Genomic DNA, 17,232 nt, shown 5'->3' on the forward strand with positions numbered 1-17,232 from the left:
CTAGAGACCAAGGGAGATGGTGTTGACATAGCCCGTGCCGCTCGCTGTCGCGGGCGTGGACGTCAGGTCGATCACGGCGTCGTCGGCATATTGGCCGCCATTTTCGACCGCGCTGTCGACGCGGATCTGGTAGCCGGCATCGAGCAGGGTATCAGCGAGATTGGCATGCACGGTCAGCGTTTCGCCGCTGCCGACGCTGGCGCCGGTGATGCCGTCCAGATTGAGCGATCCGCCGCTCGATACCGCCCGAGCCCAGCCGCGCAGGTCGCCGTAATACTTCGTCTTCTGGCCCGAAACCCAGAGCGTGGAATTGTAGCTGCCGTCGGGATTGGTGAGATAGACGGCCAGATAGGCGGCGTGGCCAGAATATTGCACCAGGCTCGTCTGGATGCTGACATCCCGAGCCATGGCGATGCTGGGGGCGCTGAGCGCCGTTGCCAGCATCAATAAGGCGGCGAGTTTCTTCATGGTCGAGGCTCCTGATCGGCATTTCGTTGGGGAGCTTTGACCATGACAAGCTGACAGCAGACTGAAGCGGACAAGGTTTCTCGTTCAGCCTGGTGTAAGCTTGGCGCGCTAGGCCGTCCTGGGGAGCCCAGACATGCGCGTGCTGTTGATCGAAGACGACCATGTGCTGGGCGCCGCCATCCGCGACCATGTGCTCGCTGCCGGCCATGCGGTCGACTGGATGCAGCGGCTCGACGATGCCCGCCTCGCGCTGGCCAGCGTGCCCTATGAGCTGGTGCTGCTCGATCTCAACCTGCCGGACGGGCGTGGTCTCGATCTGCTCAGGCAGCTGCGCGCCGCCGGTAATGCCGTTCCGGTCATCATCACCACGGCGCAGGATCAGGTCGCCATCCGCATCGAGGGTCTCAATTCCGGCGCCGACGACTACCTGGTCAAGCCATTCGACCTGGCCGAAATGGGTGCCCGCATCGCCGCGGTCGCCCGTCGCTACGGCGGCAATCCCACGCCCGAGATCACCACGGCCGGCGTGACCATCGATATGGGCCGGCGCATCGCCAGCGTCGACGGCGCCCAGGCCAGTCTAACGGCCCGCGAATGGGCCGTGCTCGAGCGCCTGCTGGCGCGCCGCGGCGGCATCGTCACCAAGTCCGAGATCGAGGATTCGCTTTATGCCTTCGGCGCCGAAGTAGAGAGCAATGCGGTGGAGGTCTATGTCAGCCGGCTGCGCAAGAAACTCGGGCGCGAATTCGTCCAGACCATCCGCGGTCTGGGCTACCAGGTGAAGGCATGACGCGGCGCCCCTCGATTGCCCTGCGGCTGGCGCTTGGCCTGACCACCGGCATGGCCCTGCTGTGGATAGGCGCCGCGGCCATTTCGGTCAGCGTCATGCAGCATGAGCTCAACGAAGCCTATGACGACAGTTTGGAGCAGAGCGCCCAGCGTCTGCTGCCGCTGGCCGTGCACGACCTGCGCGAGCGGGGCGATGGCGGCCGGCTGATTGTCGGCGCCGATGATGAGGGGGGCGACGACGATGATCGTCCCGACACTGGCGACGACGGCCTGTCCGCCCCGCCGGTGCCGCACGATTCGAGCTTTACCTATGTCGTGTTCGACAGCCTGGGCGACATCGTGCTGCGCGATCAGCAGGCGACCGACCTCGACCTTCCGACAGGCGTGTCGAACGGGTTTGCCGATCTCAATGGTCAGCGAACCTTCGGACTGACGGATCGCACTGGCTTTTCCATCCTCATCCTGGAAACCAGCGACCGGCGCCTGAACGGGCTGATGGACGCCATCTCAGCCTTGGGGCTGCCTCTGCTAGCCCTCCTGCCGCTGATGGCCGGCGGTGTCTGGCTGGCCATGCGCCTGGCGCTCCGTCCGCTGGAGGCCCTGCGCCGCGATATTGCCAAGCGCGACAGCAAGAATCTCGAGCCCCTGCTGTCGGAAGGCCATCCGGCCGAGCTGGCCCCGATTGCCGAGGCCGTCGGTGCCTTGATGTCGCGGCTCAAGTCGGCTCTCGATGCCGAGCGATCCTTTGCGGCTCGCAGCGCCCATGAATTGCGCACCCCCATCGCGGGCGCGCTGGCACAGACTCAGCAGCTTGCTGCCGAACTGGGCAATGGCCCGGGCGCGACCCGGCTGGTCGAGATCGAGACCGCACTGAAGAAGCTCGCTAAGCTGTCGGAAAAACTGCTGCAGCTTGCACGCGTCGAGGCAGGCTTTGCCCGGTCTGATCGGCAGGCAAATTTGTTGCCGGTGCTCAACATGGTCGTGCATGATTTCAACGCCAGCACGCTCTGGCATCACCGCGTGCATGTCGACGCCGCCGTAGGCGGCCTGGTTGCGGCCATCGATCCCGATGCCTTTGCCATCGCGTTGCGCAATCTGGTTGAAAACGCCCTCAAGCATGGCGCGGCGGGCCAGCCAGTCCAAGTCATTGTCGCCGCGCCCGGCGCCGTGCGGATCACCAACCAAGGCAGCGTGGTCGGGGCGGCGGATTTGGCGCGCTTGGGGCAGCCTTTCGCCCGCGGCGATACAGCGGCCGAAGGCAGCGGCTTGGGCCTATCCATCGCGCGCTCGATTCTCGAGCAGGCCGGCGGCTCGCTGTCCCTGAATTCCCCCGCGTCGGGTTTCATGGATGGCTTTGAGGCCATGATGATTTTGCCCAGAAGCGATAGTCGACAAACCATCCATGACGCCGAAACGGGCGCCGATCTCAAGGTGAAAGCATGACCCTTCCGTACCAGTCTGCCCACGAAGAAGTCCATTTTATCAACCGCTCCGGATGGCTGCGTGCCGCTGTGCTGGGGGCCAATGACGGTATCGTCTCGGTGTCGTCGCTGATCGTCGGCGTTGCGGCCGCTGACCCCGGCCCTGGTGCCATTCTGATCGCCGGCGTGGCCGGGCTTGCCGCGGGGGCCATGTCGATGGCGGCAGGCGAGTACGTCTCTGTCAGTTCGCAATCCGATATCGAGCGCGCCGACATCTCGCGCGAAAAGCAAGCTTTGGTCGATACACCGGCCGAGGAAGAAGCCGAACTCGCCTCGATCTACGAATCGCGTGGCCTGTCGCCGGCCACGGCGGCGCTGGTCGCAAGAGAGCTGACCGAGAAGGACGCCCTGGCCGCACATGTGCGGGAGGAGCTGGGCCTATCCGAAGTCCATAGCGCCAATCCGCTGCAGGCGGCATTGGCCTCTGGCCTGACCTTTACCGTCGCCGCTGCCTTGCCTGTGATCGCGGCCGTGCTGGCGCCGGCGGGCACCACCATTCCGGTCGTGGTTGTCACCACCCTGATCTGTCTGGCGGGCCTCGGCGCGCTGGGCGCCCAGGCTGGTGGTGCCCCCAAACTGCGCCCCACCTTGCGCGTCCTATTTTGGGGCGCAGCAGCCATGGCAGTTACCGCGCTCGTTGGTCTTGTTTTCGGCGTAACCGCTTAGTGTCGCCGTGTCGGTGAAACGAGCCATAGAGTTTGACGAGGTTGACGAAGTTGGCCTTGGTCACGCCGTTCGCTGTAGTCAGCCACTGTTGCGACGGCATTGGCACGGCATGTATGCCGATGCTCATTCTTCACCCATTAATGGCAGCTATCGGGACTTCAAAAGTCATCAGCAAACGGCAGAAATGGGGTCGGAAGCTGCCGTCGCAGCTCTCAAGATACATAGGGCTATAGCGTAGAATCGGCGGCCTACTATCTCACCCAGTGGAATGCGGTGATCGGCGGCGATATCGCGGGATAGAGGGCAATCGGCGGTGTTTGGCGGGCCGAAGCCGAAGAAACGGAGAACTACACCTACGCTATAGCCCTCTATTAAGGCGTGGTACAAAGGATAAGCGGGGGGCGAGATGCGACCTTGCATTTTCGCGAGGGTCAAAGCCCCCAGCTTGTCTTTACGAGGGACGTTGCAGCAAAAATTCCTCCAGTTTCGCGAGCGTTGAACTCAACCCGACGAGATGATCCTCCTGTGCGATGCCTTCCGGGACATCCCGCGCAATGATCGAGACTTCAGTCGCATCGCCGACGGGCCGTAGATGCGTCGTCATCATCATCGTCCCGGAATACGCGGGATCGTCGGATTGAAAAGCAATAGCCTCGGTCACTTCGCGATGCGGATCGAGGCGGACGAAGCGGCTTTCGAATATATCCGAGCCGTCACCGGACTTACCCGGCTGGTCGGGATTGTCATAGCGAAGCGCCATGCGAAACCGCCCGCCTTCGCGGCGATCTAGTTCCAGCACCTCCGCCGCCATGCCGTCCGGCGCCCGCCACAATACCATAGCTTCGGGATCGACGAGCGCGGCATAGACCGCATCGGCCGGAGCCTCGACTAGGCGAAGAGCGCTGTCCACCCTGTCGGGACGGGCATCGTAGCGGGCAAAGATGCCGCCCGTCTTCAACGTGCGGGCTTCCAGCAGTTTCAGATTCTGGCCTCTGCCCGACTTGAACAGCGGCGAGCCACGGCCAAGGGTCAACGGGGCCAGACAGATTCGGCATTCGTCCACCAGACCGTGCATCAGCAGCGTGTCCAGCAGGTCGGCGCTGCCAAACACATAAATGTTCTTGCCGGCCGTCGCCTTCTCTCGCCGCACGAAACTTACGACATCGGTATCCATGACCGCTGCATTGCGCCATGTCGTCTCTTCCACGCGGCGCGATGCGACCCGCTTGGGCATGCCGTTCATGGCTTCGGCTATGGCGCCGCTGGCCCTTTCCCAGTGGTCCTTCATGCCGTCATAGGTCTTTCGACCGAAAAGAAGCATGTCCATGTCTGCGAGCTGATCGAGCGAGATGGCTTCGAGCTCGTCCCCCCACACCGACTGATGGAAATCGAGATCCCAAGGTCGCGAACCTTGGAAGTGACCGTCGAGGCTCATCAGGTTCCAGGCAATCAGCTTGCGCATTCCGTCCTCCGACTGGCTGCATATTGCAACTGGAAGCCTGACTTAACTGATTGCATAATGCAAGCAAACGATAAAGGCATGCGAATGCGCGAACAGAAGTCAGGCTGTCCCATCAACCAGGCGATGGAGGTCGTCGGCGACCGGTGGAGCCTCATCATCCTGCGCGACATGATGTTCGGCGGACATCGGCACTACCGGGCCCTGCTGGAAAACTCGCTCGAAGGGATCGCCTCCAACATTCTTGCCGCCCGCCTGAGGCGGCTGGTCGAACTGGGGCTGGTGACGCGCAACGACGATGGTCACCACAAGCAGAAGGTTCGTTACAGCATGACGGAGAAGGCCATTGAACTCCTTCCCGTCGTGGTGGCGGTCGGCGCTTGGGGCCGGAAATTCTGCCAGACGACGCCTGAACTGGCCATTCGTGCCCGGCTTTTGGAAGAAGGTGGCCCGGAGATGTGGGCAGCCTTCATGGATGAACTCCGGCATGTCCATTTGGGTCAGGAAAGGCAGGGAGAGACGACGGCCGTCATTGCCGCATTGACCGATGCCTATAAGGCGGCTGTCGAGAAAAGCAGCCACCCCGGCTGAAGCCCTCTGGACGTCACCCTCAGCGCTCATCCGCGTCGGGGTATAGCGTAGAATCGGCGGCTTACTATCTCATCCGGTGGGATGCGGTGATCGGCGGCAGTATCGCGCTATAGAGGGCAACCGGCGGTGTTTGGCGGGCCGAAGCCGATGAAACTGAGAACTACACCTACGCTATAGCCCTCCAAATTGACACCTGAACACTGGTCGGAATTTTCTGAAAGCACAGCAGTTTTCCGCCAACAACGTTCCCATGCAACGATCCCACGCATTGAAGAAATCGGTGTTTAGTCGAACGGGTACTCGTCATTTTCTTGCTGATCGCAACTTGGCGGGCTCATTTGGCGAGGTCCGTTATCGCCAGGACGACAAGAAAAATCCCGCTCGCTCCGAACAAGGCACGGCCCACCGACACAATCAGGCGTGGGCGTGCGCCGAGAAGAGCGAGAAGGCCACCCCGAAAGGTAACCGAAGCCAGGGCCACTCCCGATAGCGTCGCGGCAACGCCAGCCATCATCACCACGGCAAAAGCTATGCCTGCCTCCGGGACGCCCCGTGAAACCGCGAACGTCATGACGAACAGAGTGAGCGGGCACGGTATCAGCCCGGCCATCACACCGAACGCCGGACTGGCATGGTTTGCCTGTCGAGGTTTTGGCCAAGCCGCTCTGATGATCATCCAGACACCGATAGCAGCCAGAAGCCCGCGACTGATCTGCTCAAGCACCGGCGCGCGACCTGCCTCAGCCCCGAAGCCGAAACGGATCAGCGGGAGAGACAGAAGCACGATCAGGACCGATATCGTGACATGGGTGAACGAGAGCGCAAGTGAGGTGGCGAGCGCGCGCGGAACGGACGCGGTGGACCCGGCGAGATATGTGGCGAGCACCGCCTTGCTGTGGCCCGGCGTCAGGGCGTGCGCTGCTCCGAACAGGATGCCCATCGGCAGATAGGCGGCCAACGCAGACCAGTCGCCGGTCGCCGGTCGCCGCGAACGATCCGATCCGGTCGGCGAAAGTGAGATAGATTTCGCGCTGGAGCGCGACGAGCTGTTGGTAGAACTGCCACATCAGAGAAACCGCAGCTTGATCGCCGCCAAGGCGATGACGCGGCCCGTGTTCGTGACCTTCACGCGCAGCAAGAAACCTCGGAGTGGTTTGCGCACCATGCCGTACGCCACGCTCAGCGCTCGCTGGGCCATGCGAGGTGCATATCGTCGATCACATAGGCATGGGCATGACGATGCCCGTGTCCAGCCTCCCCAAGATGCGGATGGTCGGCCGGAAGCTCGTCATGGCCATGCTCGACGATTTCCGGATCATCGGCGGGCCAGACCGCGAGGCCGATGGAAATAGCGACGGCTGCTAGGGCGGCGAGAATGATCGCTGTCGCCGGCAGACCGAGCGTTGCGCCGGACCAGCCCGCAAGTGGATAGGCGATCAGCCAGCAGGCATGAGATAGCGCGAACTGCGCGGCGAACAGAGCCGGCCGATCTTCCGGGTTGGCCGAACGCCGGAGCAGTCGGCCCGATGGCGTCTGCGCGGTCGAATAGCCGATGCCGAGCACGAACCAGAGCGGCAGCAGCCAGCCGTAGCCGGGCAACACGGCGGCAACCAGCGTTCCCGTCGCCAGCAATGCCGCACCCGCCAGCATCGCGGTGCGGTCGGGGATGGACTCCAGCAGTTTCGGCAACGCAAGGGCCGCGACCATCGAGCCCCCACCGAAGGCGGCAAGCGCCAGTGCCATGGCCTGTTGGTCGAGACCGAAAACGGCCTGCACATAGACGACCGTATTGACGATGACGAGCGCACCCGCCGATGCGACGGCGAGGTTGATCGCCAGCAGCCCGCGCAGGCGCGGCGTCGCCAGATAGATGCGGATGCCGCGCGTGGTGCGGTCATAAATGCCGCGCGGCTGCGACGGCCTCGGGCTAGGCAGCACGACCGACACCACCAGCGCCGCCGAGACGAGGAAGCCGATCACTGTGCCGCCGAACAGATCGTGGAAGGAGATGAAGGCAAGCAGTGCGGCAGCCAGCATGGGACTGACGACGCTTTCGAGGTCATAGGCCAACCGCGAGAGGGAGAGCGCGCGCGTATATTCCTTTTCGTCGGGCAGGATGTCGGGAATCGTCGCCTGAAACGCAGGCGTGAAGGCAGCCGAGGCCGATTGGAGCACGAAGATCAGGAGATAGACCTGCCAGATTTCGGTAACAAAGGGCAAAAAGACCGCCACGGCGGCGCGCACGAGATCGAGCGCCACCAGCATGGCGCGGCGTGGCACCCGCTCCGCGAAGGCCGACGCGATGGGCGCGACCGTCACATAGGCGATCATCTTGATGGCCAGCGCGGTGCCGAGCACCGCGCCAGCGTTCTCGCCCGCCAGATCGAAGGCGAGCAACCCGAGCGCGACCGTTGCAAGACCGGTCCCGACCAGTGCGATGACCTGGGCAAGAAAAAGATGGCGATAGGTCCGGTTTTTGAGGATCGCCAGCATCATAGATACTTCGCAATTTCCTTGAACTCGTCGATGGACCGCCGCCGCTCACGGGCGAGCGGTCCGACCACTTCCTCAAGGCAATGGTCGAGATGGTCCTGAATCAACGTCTTCTTGGCCTGCGCGATGGCCTTCTCGACGGCGTGGAGCTGCTGGGCGATGTCGAGGCACGGCCTGCCGGCCTCGATCATCTCGATAACGCCGCGTAGATGACCATCCGCGCGCTTGAGCCGCTTGACAATCTGAGGGTGCGTTTCGTGAAGATGTGGTGTCTGATCCATTCTATTATGCTATCCCCCCGTAGAGGATGTGCCAAGCCGTCTGAGAACCAAAATACGTCACGCGACAAAGAAATGTTAAGATTTTGGTGAGTATCCGTTAATCATGTCGAACCGGGTCAACAGAGCGATGCTGTGCCTCGTCCTCGCTTTTGCGATGGCGTTCGGCTCGCTTTTGCCCCACGCCGCGCACTCCCCTTCCCACGATCGCATCGCCCTTGCTGTCGCCGAAGCCGAACGGCACGCCCAGCTCGAAACGGAGATCGCCGAGCACGGGCATAGCCACGACGACGGAGAAAACCACGAACGGACGGCAGGTCATTCTCATGGCCACAACCCCGCCGACCATTCGCACGAAACGCCCACTACGCCGCGCGGCACAGCGTCTGCTCTGCAAGCCCTGGTTCCCGCGTGGGTGCCACGGCCGCCGCAAACGGCCCACCTCGGCACAAGCTATCGGCTCGAACGTCCGCCGAGACCGATCGTCCTCGCCTGATCGCGGTCGCGCACGCGGCCACAGTCAATGACGACTATCGGAGTTTTCATGCAAAGACCTTCTCACGAGGGGCCGCCACGCCATGCGCTTGGACGGATCGCTCTCATCATGCTCGCCGTCCTGTTCGGACAGGCGCTGCTCGCCAGTCCCGCCTTCGCGCACGCCATTGCCGAGGGAGACAAGGGCTACATTCAGGAAATCACCGGGGTTCACCTGATCCCCTTCATCTATCTCGGGGCCAAGCACATGGTCACGGGCTACGACCACATCCTGTTCCTGCTCGGCGTGATCTTCTTCCTCTATCGGCCGAAGCACATTGCCACCTATGTCAGCCTGTTCGCCATCGGCCACTCGACGACGATGCTGGCGGGCGTCTATTTCAACATCGGCATCAACAGCTACATCATCGACGCCATCATCGGCCTCTCGGTCGTCTACAAGGCGCTCGATAACATGGGGGCGTACCAGCGATGGTTCGGCTTCCAGCCCAACACCAAGGCTGCGACGCTGATCTTCGGTTTCTTCCACGGCTTCGGCCTCTCGACCAAAATCATCGAATACGAGATTTCGCCGGACGGCCTGGTGCCGAACCTTCTCGCCTTCAACGTCGGCGTCGAGATCGGCCAACTCCTCGCACTGTCCGCGATCCTGATCGTCATCAGCTATTGGCGCTGGAAGCCGAGCTTCTGGAAGCACGCCTACACGATGAACGTCGCGATGATGGTCGCTGGTTTCGTTCTCACCGGCTACCAGATTGCCGGCTTCTTCTTCGCTCCGGCGGCCTGAAAGGAATAACCCATGTATAATACCGACCTTCCCCGCCGGGCGGAACTGCCGACCTCGGCTCAGCTAATGCGCTCCACCTGGATCGCGAGCATCACCGCTACGGCTATTCTCGCCTTCGTGGTGCTGCCGTCCGAGTACGGCGTCGACCCTACCGGCATCGGCGGCGTCCTCGGCCTGACCCAGATGGGCGAAATCAAGATGCAGCTTGCCGATGAAGCCACGCAGGATGCGGCGAATATGGCCGCCAGTGCCAATGCCGAGCTAGTCTCCCGACTGGACCGGATCGAGACGGCGATACAAGGCATCGCCGCAGGCGTTCCCGCTACAACGCCACTCGCCGATCCGCTCGCCGGATTGATCGAAGTTCAGCCCGCACAAGAACAGGCGGCGCTTCCTGCCCCACAGGAGCAAGCGGCCGCCCCTGCTTCTGAATGGCGGGACGAGGTGTCCTTTATCCTCACGCCCGGCCAAGGCACAGAAATCAAGCTTGTGATGACCGAAGGCGAGCGCGCCCGGTTCTTCTGGACAGCCAACGGCGCAGTCGTGAACTACGATACGCACGGCGATGGCGGTGGCCAGTCGGTTTCCTATGAGCAGGGGCGCGGCGTCCCTGAGCAGGAAGGCGAATTGGAGGCTGCTTTTACCGGCAATCATGGCTGGTTCTGGCGAAACCGGACGGATGCCGATGTTACGATGACCTTGCGAACCGCCGGTTCCTATTCGGAGATGAGGCGATAGTTAGCGTAGCGAGTGCTGATGCAATACGGGCAGGTTAAAGACCGTATGTGCGTCTGCATGATCTCCTCCACCTGGGGCTCCACTGGACAAGTGGGGCCCTGGGCTTTTTCTTGCTACGACAGTTAGCTTGGCGGATCAGCCTCTTGAATACATATGCCATTTTGGCCTATAAAAAGCTCAAGGGGCTATTCGCGATTGCCCCGTGAGGCGACAGCCCAAAGATCGCGTCCTAACTCCCGAAAAACAGGAGCTTGGACGCCATGCCGTCTAACACTGAAATCACCGTATCCCAGCTTTCACGTCTCGTCGGCTTGCCGAATGCGCCGACGATCGTCGATGTCCGTACGAACGAAGATTTCGACACCGATCCCCGACTGTTGCCAACCGCTGAGCGTCGTGACGCACGGTCGGTGACAACGTGGGCAACCGAACTGTCCAGTCGTGATGTCGTCGTCGTCTGCCAGCAGGGATTCAAGATCAGTCAGGGCGTCGCCGCCTGGCTACGCCACGAGGGAATCAAGGCCGAGACCCTTGAGGGTGGCTTCGATGCGTGGCGGGCCGCTGGCGGGTTGCTCACGACGACCGACAAATTGCCGCCGCGCAACGAGGCCGGGCGCACCGTCTGGATCACACGCACACGACCCAAGGTGGATCGCATTGCCTGTCCCTGGCTGATCCGCCGTTTCGTCGATCCCCATGCCGTGTTCCTCTTCGTCGCCGCATCGGAAGTGGCGGCAGTCGCCGAACGGTTCAATGCGGCTCCGTTCGACATCGACGACACATTCTGGAGCCATCGCGGCGAACGCTGCACCTTCGATGTCATGATCGAAGAGTTTGGGCTGAACTCCGAACCGCTCGACCGATTGGCGACCATCGTGCGCGCGGCCGACACCGCGCGGCTCGACCTCGTGCCGCAGGCATCCGGGTTCCTTGCGGCTTCGCTTGGCCTCTCCCGCATGTTCCGCGACGACCTTGAACAGCTCGAGGCCGGTCTTCTTCTCTATGATGCCTTCTATCGTTGGTGCCGCGACGCCACCGACGAGACGCACAACTGGCCGTCCGGTCGGACGACAGGTTGAGGGAGGCGGCCATGACGACTACCACGTCCACGGACGCACCCGTTGCCGCGCCTGAAACCCCGACGCTTCTGGAGGCGACCAGGGTGTGGGCGAGGATTGGCCTATTGAGCTTCGGCGGACCAGCGGGACAGATCGCGCTCATGCACAAGGAACTGGTCGAGGACCGCCGCTGGATCAGCGAGCAGCGGTTCCTGCACGCTCTCAATTACTGCATCCTTTTGCCCGGACCCGAGGCGCAGCAGCTTGCCACCTATGTCGGCTGGCTGATGCACCGCACGCTGGGCGGGCTGATCGCCGGCATCCTGTTCGTGCTGCCCGGCGCGCTCGTCATGCTGGCACTCAGCATCCTCTATACGCTTTATCGCGACTTGCCGCTGGTCGATGCCGTGTTTTTCGGCGTCAAGGCGGCGGTGCTTGCCGTCGTCGTCGAAGCGGTTCTGCGGATCGGACGGCGTGCTCTGAAGAACCGAGCGATGATCGTCATCGCCGTCGCCGCCTTTGTCGGCATATTCGTTCTACGCATTCCGTTTCCGATCATCGTCCTGATGGCGGGCATTGTCGGGTGGATCGGCAGCCGCGTAGCACCCGCGCGTTTTGCTGCCGGCGGGCACGGGTCTGGCACCGAGACGCGCGATCCCGCAGGCGTGATCGACGTGATGTTCGAGCGAGGTGAACTCGGCCATGCCACGCCATCATGGAGACGCTCGCTCGGTGTGCTGGCGGTCTGGATACCGGCCTGGCTCGCGCCAGTCGCTATCCTCTGGCTTATTATGGAGGAGGCAAGCGTCTGGACGCAAATCGGCGCCTTCTTCACCACCATGGCGGTCGTGACTTTCGGGGGCGCCTATGCCGTCCTCGCCTATGTCGCGCAAGCGGCCGTTGAAACATTCGGCTGGCTGGCCCCCGGCGAGATGGTTGACGGGCTCGGCTTGGCCGAGACGACGCCCGGACCGCTGATCCTGGTCCTGCAATTTGTCGGGTTCCTCGCGGCCTATCGTGCTCCGGGCGCGCTCGATCCGCTCGTTGCCGGCAGTCTCGGCGCGTTGCTCACCCTTTGGGTGACGTTCGCGCCGTCGTTAATGTTCATTTTCGTCGGCGGGCCCTATAGCGAGGCACTGCGAGGGAACAAGACAATCTCTGCTGCCCTCTCGGCGATTACCGCCGCAGTGGTCGGGGTCGTGATGAACCTCGCTATCTGGTTCGCGCTGCATGTCGTCTTCCGTGAGGTTCGGACGTTCGAGGTGTTTGGCGTGGGACCGGACCTGCCGGTGCTGGCATCCATCGACTGGCGGGCTGCACTTCTTTCGGCAGCAGCGATGATCGCGATGCTGCGGTTTAAGGTCGGGATGATCCCCACACTGGCAGCATGTGCCGTAGCTGGCGTACTGATCTTGCAGGTTCCATCGCCGTTCTGATCTTCTGGCAGTATCTCGCCTATTAGCTAGATCGTAATGTCTCGGTTACTTCCCTGCAATCAATCGCCTCTAACCGAATTATTTTGGTATGGCTGAGCATCCATTGAACCGCCGAGATGGCGTCGTTTGCTGCCGTAGCTGATCTTCAGATATATCGGGCTGTAGCGTAGAATCGGCGGTTCTCAGCGTCGCTTGGTGCGAGTGCGGTGATCGGCGGTAACATCGCGTTGTGGAGGGCAATCGGCGGTGTTCGGCGGGCCATGCGGGATAGCGATGAGAACTACGTACACTCCATAGCCCTCCATGGCTCTCTTAAATAGACCGGCTAGCTGTTTGGCCTGCGCGACATCGCATCGAGACACCTTTCGTACTAGGGATTGTGGTGCGCCGCTCAAGTCAATCACTGCGACAATAGCTATTCCTCTCCGAAAAGAGAGGCTTGCGATGAAGCGTCCTTCTCAACCTGTTCAGTCATCGCCTGGGCGGATGCGATAGTTGCGCCAGCTTTAGATTTCCATGCGTTCGCGAATCGTTGACGATCGACATTGGCATAATCGAGAAGTGCTCCTAGCATCGATTTGGTTTGGACGCTGAGGCCGTCGAACGTCGGCAGCGCAGTGTGGTAGCTTGCCATTTCAAGCTCTCGCCCGGTCACGAAAAGCTGGTCCGATTTTAGGAGCCGTACAGCTTGATCCGCAACGATCTCAGCAGGGATTTGATCCAAATCTCGTTTTAAGCCGGCTTCTACTGCCATAGCGGTTCCCCTGCCACCGGGTGCGTATTTTTCGACCAGCGCCAGAGCCAAGCGAAGCGTCTGCTGCCCATCGTCATTGCCCAACGCACCCATTCGCACAGCCCGCAGGATCAAGTCCCGCCTCTCGTCTATTGTTCGAAATGCTGCGCCGACGCTTACGTAATCAAGGCTCTGGCAAGCTATGGCCCCGGCAAGATAGGCCAAGCGGCCAGCCGAGCGAGCAGCCTGTGAGTCCGGATGGTAAGCAACGGCGGCCGTGGCCAACCGGGAGAAGCCTTCCAAAGCTCTGACAGCGGACGGAGCGCCAAACCCCTCCGAGAGAGCCGACAGAATATCAAACCGTGCGTCCTGGAGGTTCTTGTTTCGGAAGCCTTTATCAACTGCCTGTAAATCGGCGATCAGTTGCTCATCGCCCATTCGCTCCGCATAGAGAACAGCCTGGCTGTTCTGAATGCGTTGAATGTCTGTTCCGTCGATCAGTTGCAGGTCCAGCTTCTCCGCTACGGACCGTAGACTTTTACGCTTATCGGTCGTTGCAACATAGGCACCGTCAACGTCGAGTGCATCGGCCAGCCCACTCGTCCAAAAGAGGCGCTCAACTGCCTTTGGGCGTTGCTTGTATTTGATGTCGCAAATCTGCACCCGCCGAGAGGTGCCGGTCGGACGCTCATATAACCAAAGGTCGACGTCAGTGAGCTCTTCGTCAGCGAAGCGAAACGGCACTCCGCGAACGACGAAAAAACCGGCGCGCAAAAAGTAGGCGCGCAGTACCTCCTCCAACACTGCTCCCTTGGGCGTTTGCACCTTGTCGATCATCACAGCACCCGCCCGCCGCGAACGGCCTCTAGCACATCCCGCGTCGCTCGCTTACTCAACGGGGATTGGCTCTTACGAATCGAGGTGCGGCTCTCTTCGGGTCCGATGTATCCCGCCATGGGCGCGCTGGGCAGATCGGCAAGAGATTGGGCATAAGCGTTACCTTGCGTGAGCACCTGCAACGCAAGCTCCCCTACCTCCCTCTTGAGCAGCCGCAGATAGTAGCGATTGGCGTAGTTCGCGTCTCCCCTGAGCTTGACGACGCCGTTGACTTCAAGAACCCGATAGTCCTGTCCGATGGAAGTCGTTGGGCCAACCTCACGGCCAGAGATCAGCTTGCCTACAAGTGCAGGAAGTTGGGTGATCCGGCCTCGGGAGGATGACCGAGAAACCATACCGTAGGTGAGCGCCGCCACGAGCGACTTCGCCATGTCGAAGCAATCATCCACCATCGGATCGACAAATTTATGAAAGGCGGCGGGCGCAGTGACGTAGACATGGCTGCCTTCCTCGTTCGTGACCTCGTTGAGATCATAGACGGCTGCCGCGACCAGCTTCTCAAAGAGCGGCTTCGACAGAACGTGCTCAACGTGCTGGACGCTCAAGCATCCGCTCTTGGATAGTTGTTCGGTGATCTCGCTGACCAAACGCTGTTCGGCATCGGTGAGGGAGGTTAGTACCTTCTGGGTTTTGACCACGGACGACCGGCGGAAAAGGTTGCCGTTGAACAGCAGCCGGTCGTTTCCATCACCTTCCTTATCGACAAACCCGATGCCCTCGGCACGGTCGAGAAAATCGCCGACTTGAGCGTTGGTGAGCTTGTGCGTATCGCCGATCCGTTGCGAGACATCGGCGCGCCGGATGGGCGCTTCCGAAGCGACTTCCGCCAGCGTGATTGACGCTTCTTCGTAGGTGCTCGGCTCGGCCTCGTTGTAGATGTCGGTGGCATGCCCGAGCGAGCCGCGCGTCGTGACGCCCAGAATAGAGATGTCGTCCTTGGACTGATCGATCAGGCGCTTCCGCTCAAGCACCTGGAGAAGTCCATTCAGCTCCAACCGGGGATCGAGACCCGAGGCCACAGCAATAGCGCGCGCTTCAAGCTTGGTGACGGTTGCCTGGTTTGTTTGGCCGAGCTTCGTAAGGAGCGTCGCGGCCTTCGCCGCCTCGTTGATGGCGGGAAACTCCGCTGGTCCGTTCACATCCAGAACGAGCTTGCGACCGTGGTGGATTACCCATGCGCCCTTGATTTCCTTGTCGCTCGCAGTTCCCATACATCCCCCCTAGTTTTTTTGCTCGTATCTTTTCAGTCTATTCCAAGTTTATTGAAGAATATCTTGTTTCGCATTTCTGCGTCACGAAGGAGCTTAGTCCAACTCAAAACCTCCATATAGAGACTGTTGTTACCGAACCATCGAAACCATCCAAGTCCATCAGGCATAGGTGTAAAGTCCTTCTCGAACTCAAGCCATTTCCTGACTTTGGCGGTTAGGTCGCAAACTACGTATCCGTAAAATGGCGTAGTGCCGTTGACGATAATATCCCGTCCTGCGGGGGTCTTGAACTTCCCGTCTCTAATCTGGTTCACATAGCGAACGATCTGCTGAATTGGGTCTTCCTTCGATGACGGGTCAGCGAAATTGTCGCGCTGCGGCTTCTTGAACTCGAAAATCGTGATGGGATTGCTGGCCTCGTTCTCACCACGAAAGGCAACGCGCCGGTTGTAGATGGTGATATCTGTTCTGTCGCCATTGGGTCTGTTCAGTGGCTTGTCGGAAGACACGTAGGAGGAAAAATTCAGCCGCTCATCCAGCATCCAGAGATTATGCGCATCGTAGTCGAGGTCTTCTGAATCTTTCTTGCGCCGCATGATGATGTCATGCACGTCGCCTTCCGATTTGTGCTTGCCATCGGCGTCGATTTCCAGAGATTTGGAAAAGAGGTCGAGAACGCACTTCCTCATGGAAACGTAGTGGATGAGATCATTCTTACTGGTGTCGGAAATGCTTTCCATAAGCTGAGTGATTTTCTCGCCCAGCTCATCGGGGTTTTCCGATTTCAGCAGTGCGGCCACCTGTGATCGCGTCTGGATTTCCTTTTCGTACTTCTTCTTTTGAAGGTGAAGCTCGATATCCTGGTTGGACGGGCGCATGGGCAGGGCGTCGAAATTGACCTCATTTGCGAGCGTCCGGTGCCAGGGCGCATCGGCCGACACATAGTCGGCGATGCGTGCCTCCTTGCGTCGCTTCCGCTCAGTAATTTCCGAGCCGACCGCCGACTGCGCGATTTCGGCGGCCTTCTGCTCGATCTCGCTTTGGGAGATGCCGTTCAGTAGGTCGTTGTCAGCTTGGAAGCGGAATTCGCCTCTTTCGAGCGACACGTTGTCATTGAGGTAGTTGCCGAAAACATAGGATTTGACGACGAAATTGCGCCCCTTGGACAAATCCTGGTCGGGACCAGCCTCGTAAAACTCCTCGGCGAATTCGGGTATATAGGCCTGAAGCGCGTTGTCAGTCACTTCGCGCCGATGTGCTACGAGACTGACTTTGCTCTTGGACGACCTTGGCGCATAGAATTTGAAGACGCGGACCTGAAAATCCTTGGCCTCTTCGTTGGCTGTGAGTGTGAACGTACCCTGCTCAACTCGCATCTCGATAATCTGGCTGTTCTCCTTGCCAAGATAATCGTTGAGAGCGACGCCACCGGATGGCTCCTTCGCTTCCCGGATCACGATACGCGGACACGCCCGATCCTTGTCTACGAAATACGGCAGCAGCCGTTCAACGATAACGCGGCTGACGGTATCGAGGCGCTTGTCCGGGAACTTGACCGACTTAATGCCGGAAATCTCGACGGCGGTGCCGGTCTCCCGCTTGTCAGAAGCGGTCGTTTTCTCGTCAACGATGATGTCCTTGTCGAAACCCAT

At 60.7% G+C, this 17,232-nt stretch carries 17 protein-coding genes; 8 read left to right on the top strand and 9 right to left on the bottom strand.

The annotated features are described in order from the left end of the window. A complete protein-coding gene (locus ACX82Z_RS16635) occupies positions 1-468 on the bottom strand; it encodes a DUF2271 domain-containing protein (protein WP_058898341.1) in 468 nt (155 codons plus the stop codon). 133 nt (positions 469-601) lie between these two features. Between ACX82Z_RS16635 and ACX82Z_RS16640 the strand changes: the two genes are divergently transcribed. The 3 genes from ACX82Z_RS16640 to ACX82Z_RS16650 are packed head-to-tail and all read left to right on the top strand — an operon-like array spanning position 602 to position 3,404. Further along, positions 602-1,258: a response regulator transcription factor gene (locus ACX82Z_RS16640; protein WP_058898340.1), complete on the top strand. Its 657-nt coding sequence runs from the start codon at positions 602-604 to the stop codon at positions 1,256-1,258. Further along, a complete protein-coding gene (locus tag ACX82Z_RS16645; RefSeq protein WP_058898339.1) occupies positions 1,255-2,700 on the top strand; it encodes a sensor histidine kinase in 1,446 nt (481 codons plus the stop codon). Before ACX82Z_RS16640 ends, ACX82Z_RS16645 begins: the two co-directional genes overlap by 4 nt. Then, positions 2,697-3,404: a VIT1/CCC1 transporter family protein gene (locus tag ACX82Z_RS16650; protein ID WP_058898338.1), complete on the top strand. Its 708-nt coding sequence runs from the start codon at positions 2,697-2,699 to the stop codon at positions 3,402-3,404. The genes ACX82Z_RS16645 and ACX82Z_RS16650 overlap by 4 nt, the downstream gene beginning before the upstream one ends. A 451-nt stretch (positions 3,405-3,855) precedes the next feature. Here the strand turns inward: ACX82Z_RS16650 and ACX82Z_RS16655 are convergent, their stop codons facing one another. After that, positions 3,856-4,866 (bottom strand): dihydrofolate reductase family protein, encoded by a 1,011-nt coding sequence (locus ACX82Z_RS16655; protein ID WP_205630909.1) that lies wholly within the window; start codon positions 4,864-4,866, stop codon positions 3,856-3,858. Positions 4,867-4,950: 84 nt separating this feature from the next. Here ACX82Z_RS16655 and ACX82Z_RS16660 point away from each other — a divergent pair, with 84 nt between their 5' ends. Next, on the top strand, positions 4,951-5,454 hold the full coding sequence (locus ACX82Z_RS16660) for a winged helix-turn-helix transcriptional regulator (protein ID WP_058899616.1): 504 nt from the start codon (positions 4,951-4,953) through the stop codon (positions 5,452-5,454). Between the two features lie 334 nt (positions 5,455-5,788). Here the strand turns inward: ACX82Z_RS16660 and ACX82Z_RS16665 are convergent, their stop codons facing one another. The 4 genes from ACX82Z_RS16665 to ACX82Z_RS16680 all read right to left on the bottom strand — a co-directional run bounded on the left by ACX82Z_RS16665 (position 5,789) and on the right by ACX82Z_RS16680 (position 8,622). Next, the gene (locus ACX82Z_RS16665; RefSeq protein ID WP_205630911.1) at positions 5,789-6,412 is read right to left on the bottom strand and encodes a HoxN/HupN/NixA family nickel/cobalt transporter; all 624 of its coding nucleotides are present in this window, start codon (positions 6,410-6,412) and stop codon (positions 5,789-5,791) included. A 221-nt stretch (positions 6,413-6,633) separates the two neighbouring features. Continuing rightward, positions 6,634-7,947 carry an MFS transporter gene (locus tag ACX82Z_RS16670; protein ID WP_058900779.1) on the bottom strand — a complete coding sequence of 438 codons (1,314 nt, stop codon included), beginning with the start codon at positions 7,945-7,947 and terminating at the stop codon, positions 6,634-6,636. Further along, entirely contained in the window at positions 7,947-8,228 is a 282-nt protein-coding gene (locus tag ACX82Z_RS16675) for a metal-sensing transcriptional repressor (RefSeq protein ID WP_058899617.1), read from the bottom strand. The genes ACX82Z_RS16670 and ACX82Z_RS16675 overlap by 1 nt, the downstream gene beginning before the upstream one ends. A gap of 97 nt (positions 8,229-8,325) precedes the next feature. Continuing rightward, complete coding sequence (locus ACX82Z_RS16680; RefSeq protein ID WP_459590159.1) at positions 8,326-8,622, bottom strand: hypothetical protein; 297 nt, start codon at positions 8,620-8,622, stop codon at positions 8,326-8,328. A 147-nt stretch (positions 8,623-8,769) separates the two neighbouring features. Between ACX82Z_RS16680 and ACX82Z_RS16685 the strand changes: the two genes are divergently transcribed. The 4 genes from ACX82Z_RS16685 to chrA all read left to right on the top strand — a co-directional run bounded on the left by ACX82Z_RS16685 (position 8,770) and on the right by chrA (position 12,739). Further along, complete coding sequence (locus tag ACX82Z_RS16685; RefSeq protein ID WP_082676166.1) at positions 8,770-9,507, top strand: HupE/UreJ family protein; 738 nt, start codon at positions 8,770-8,772, stop codon at positions 9,505-9,507. A 12-nt stretch (positions 9,508-9,519) separates the two neighbouring features. Then, positions 9,520-10,245 carry a hypothetical protein gene (locus ACX82Z_RS16690; RefSeq protein WP_058899620.1) on the top strand — a complete coding sequence of 242 codons (726 nt, stop codon included), beginning with the start codon at positions 9,520-9,522 and terminating at the stop codon, positions 10,243-10,245. Positions 10,246-10,505: 260 nt separating this feature from the next. After that, a complete protein-coding gene (locus ACX82Z_RS16695; protein ID WP_058899621.1) occupies positions 10,506-11,324 on the top strand; it encodes a chromate resistance protein ChrB domain-containing protein in 819 nt (272 codons plus the stop codon). 11 nt (positions 11,325-11,335) lie between these two features. Beyond that, a complete protein-coding gene (chrA, locus tag ACX82Z_RS16700; RefSeq protein WP_058899622.1) occupies positions 11,336-12,739 on the top strand; it encodes a chromate efflux transporter in 1,404 nt (467 codons plus the stop codon). Between the two features lie 415 nt (positions 12,740-13,154). Here chrA and ACX82Z_RS16705 read toward each other — a convergent pair whose 3' ends face one another. From ACX82Z_RS16705 to ACX82Z_RS16715, 3 genes are read right to left on the bottom strand one after another with little or no spacing between them, the layout of a single operon-like run. Next, positions 13,155-14,309: a hypothetical protein gene (locus ACX82Z_RS16705; RefSeq protein ID WP_058899623.1), complete on the bottom strand. Its 1,155-nt coding sequence runs from the start codon at positions 14,307-14,309 to the stop codon at positions 13,155-13,157. Further along, positions 14,309-15,580 (bottom strand): hypothetical protein, encoded by a 1,272-nt coding sequence (locus tag ACX82Z_RS16710; RefSeq protein WP_058899624.1) that lies wholly within the window; start codon positions 15,578-15,580, stop codon positions 14,309-14,311. Before ACX82Z_RS16710 ends, ACX82Z_RS16705 begins: the two co-directional genes overlap by 1 nt. A 32-nt stretch (positions 15,581-15,612) precedes the next feature. Then, the gene (locus tag ACX82Z_RS16715) at positions 15,613-17,232 is read right to left on the bottom strand and encodes an ATP-binding protein (protein ID WP_459590160.1); all 1,620 of its coding nucleotides are present in this window, start codon (positions 17,230-17,232) and stop codon (positions 15,613-15,615) included.

Source organism: Aliihoeflea sp. PC F10.4 (genome assembly GCF_054612275.1).

Coding starts and splice junctions, on each gene's coding strand:
- ACX82Z_RS16650 (WP_058898338.1), top strand. CDS start 2,697: ATGACCCTTCCGTACCAGTCTGCCCACGAAGAAGTCCATTTTATCAAC.
- ACX82Z_RS16695 (WP_058899621.1), top strand. CDS start 10,506: ATGCCGTCTAACACTGAAATCACCGTATCCCAGCTTTCACGTCTCGTC.
- chrA (WP_058899622.1), top strand. CDS start 11,336: ATGACGACTACCACGTCCACGGACGCACCCGTTGCCGCGCCTGAAACC.
- ACX82Z_RS16655 (WP_205630909.1), bottom strand. CDS start 4,866: ATGCGCAAGCTGATTGCCTGGAACCTGATGAGCCTCGACGGTCACTTC.
- ACX82Z_RS16715 (WP_459590160.1), bottom strand. CDS start 17,232: ATGGGTTTCGACAAGGACATCATCGTTGACGAGAAAACGACCGCTTCT.
- ACX82Z_RS16690 (WP_058899620.1), top strand. CDS start 9,520: ATGTATAATACCGACCTTCCCCGCCGGGCGGAACTGCCGACCTCGGCT.
- ACX82Z_RS16685 (WP_082676166.1), top strand. CDS start 8,770: ATGCAAAGACCTTCTCACGAGGGGCCGCCACGCCATGCGCTTGGACGG.
- ACX82Z_RS16710 (WP_058899624.1), bottom strand. CDS start 15,580: ATGGGAACTGCGAGCGACAAGGAAATCAAGGGCGCATGGGTAATCCAC.
- ACX82Z_RS16675 (WP_058899617.1), bottom strand. CDS start 8,228: ATGGATCAGACACCACATCTTCACGAAACGCACCCTCAGATTGTCAAG.
- ACX82Z_RS16705 (WP_058899623.1), bottom strand. CDS start 14,309: ATGATCGACAAGGTGCAAACGCCCAAGGGAGCAGTGTTGGAGGAGGTA.
- ACX82Z_RS16670 (WP_058900779.1), bottom strand. CDS start 7,947: ATGCTGGCGATCCTCAAAAACCGGACCTATCGCCATCTTTTTCTTGCC.
- ACX82Z_RS16640 (WP_058898340.1), top strand. CDS start 602: ATGCGCGTGCTGTTGATCGAAGACGACCATGTGCTGGGCGCCGCCATC.
- ACX82Z_RS16660 (WP_058899616.1), top strand. CDS start 4,951: ATGCGCGAACAGAAGTCAGGCTGTCCCATCAACCAGGCGATGGAGGTC.
- ACX82Z_RS16635 (WP_058898341.1), bottom strand. CDS start 468: ATGAAGAAACTCGCCGCCTTATTGATGCTGGCAACGGCGCTCAGCGCC.
- ACX82Z_RS16645 (WP_058898339.1), top strand. CDS start 1,255: ATGACGCGGCGCCCCTCGATTGCCCTGCGGCTGGCGCTTGGCCTGACC.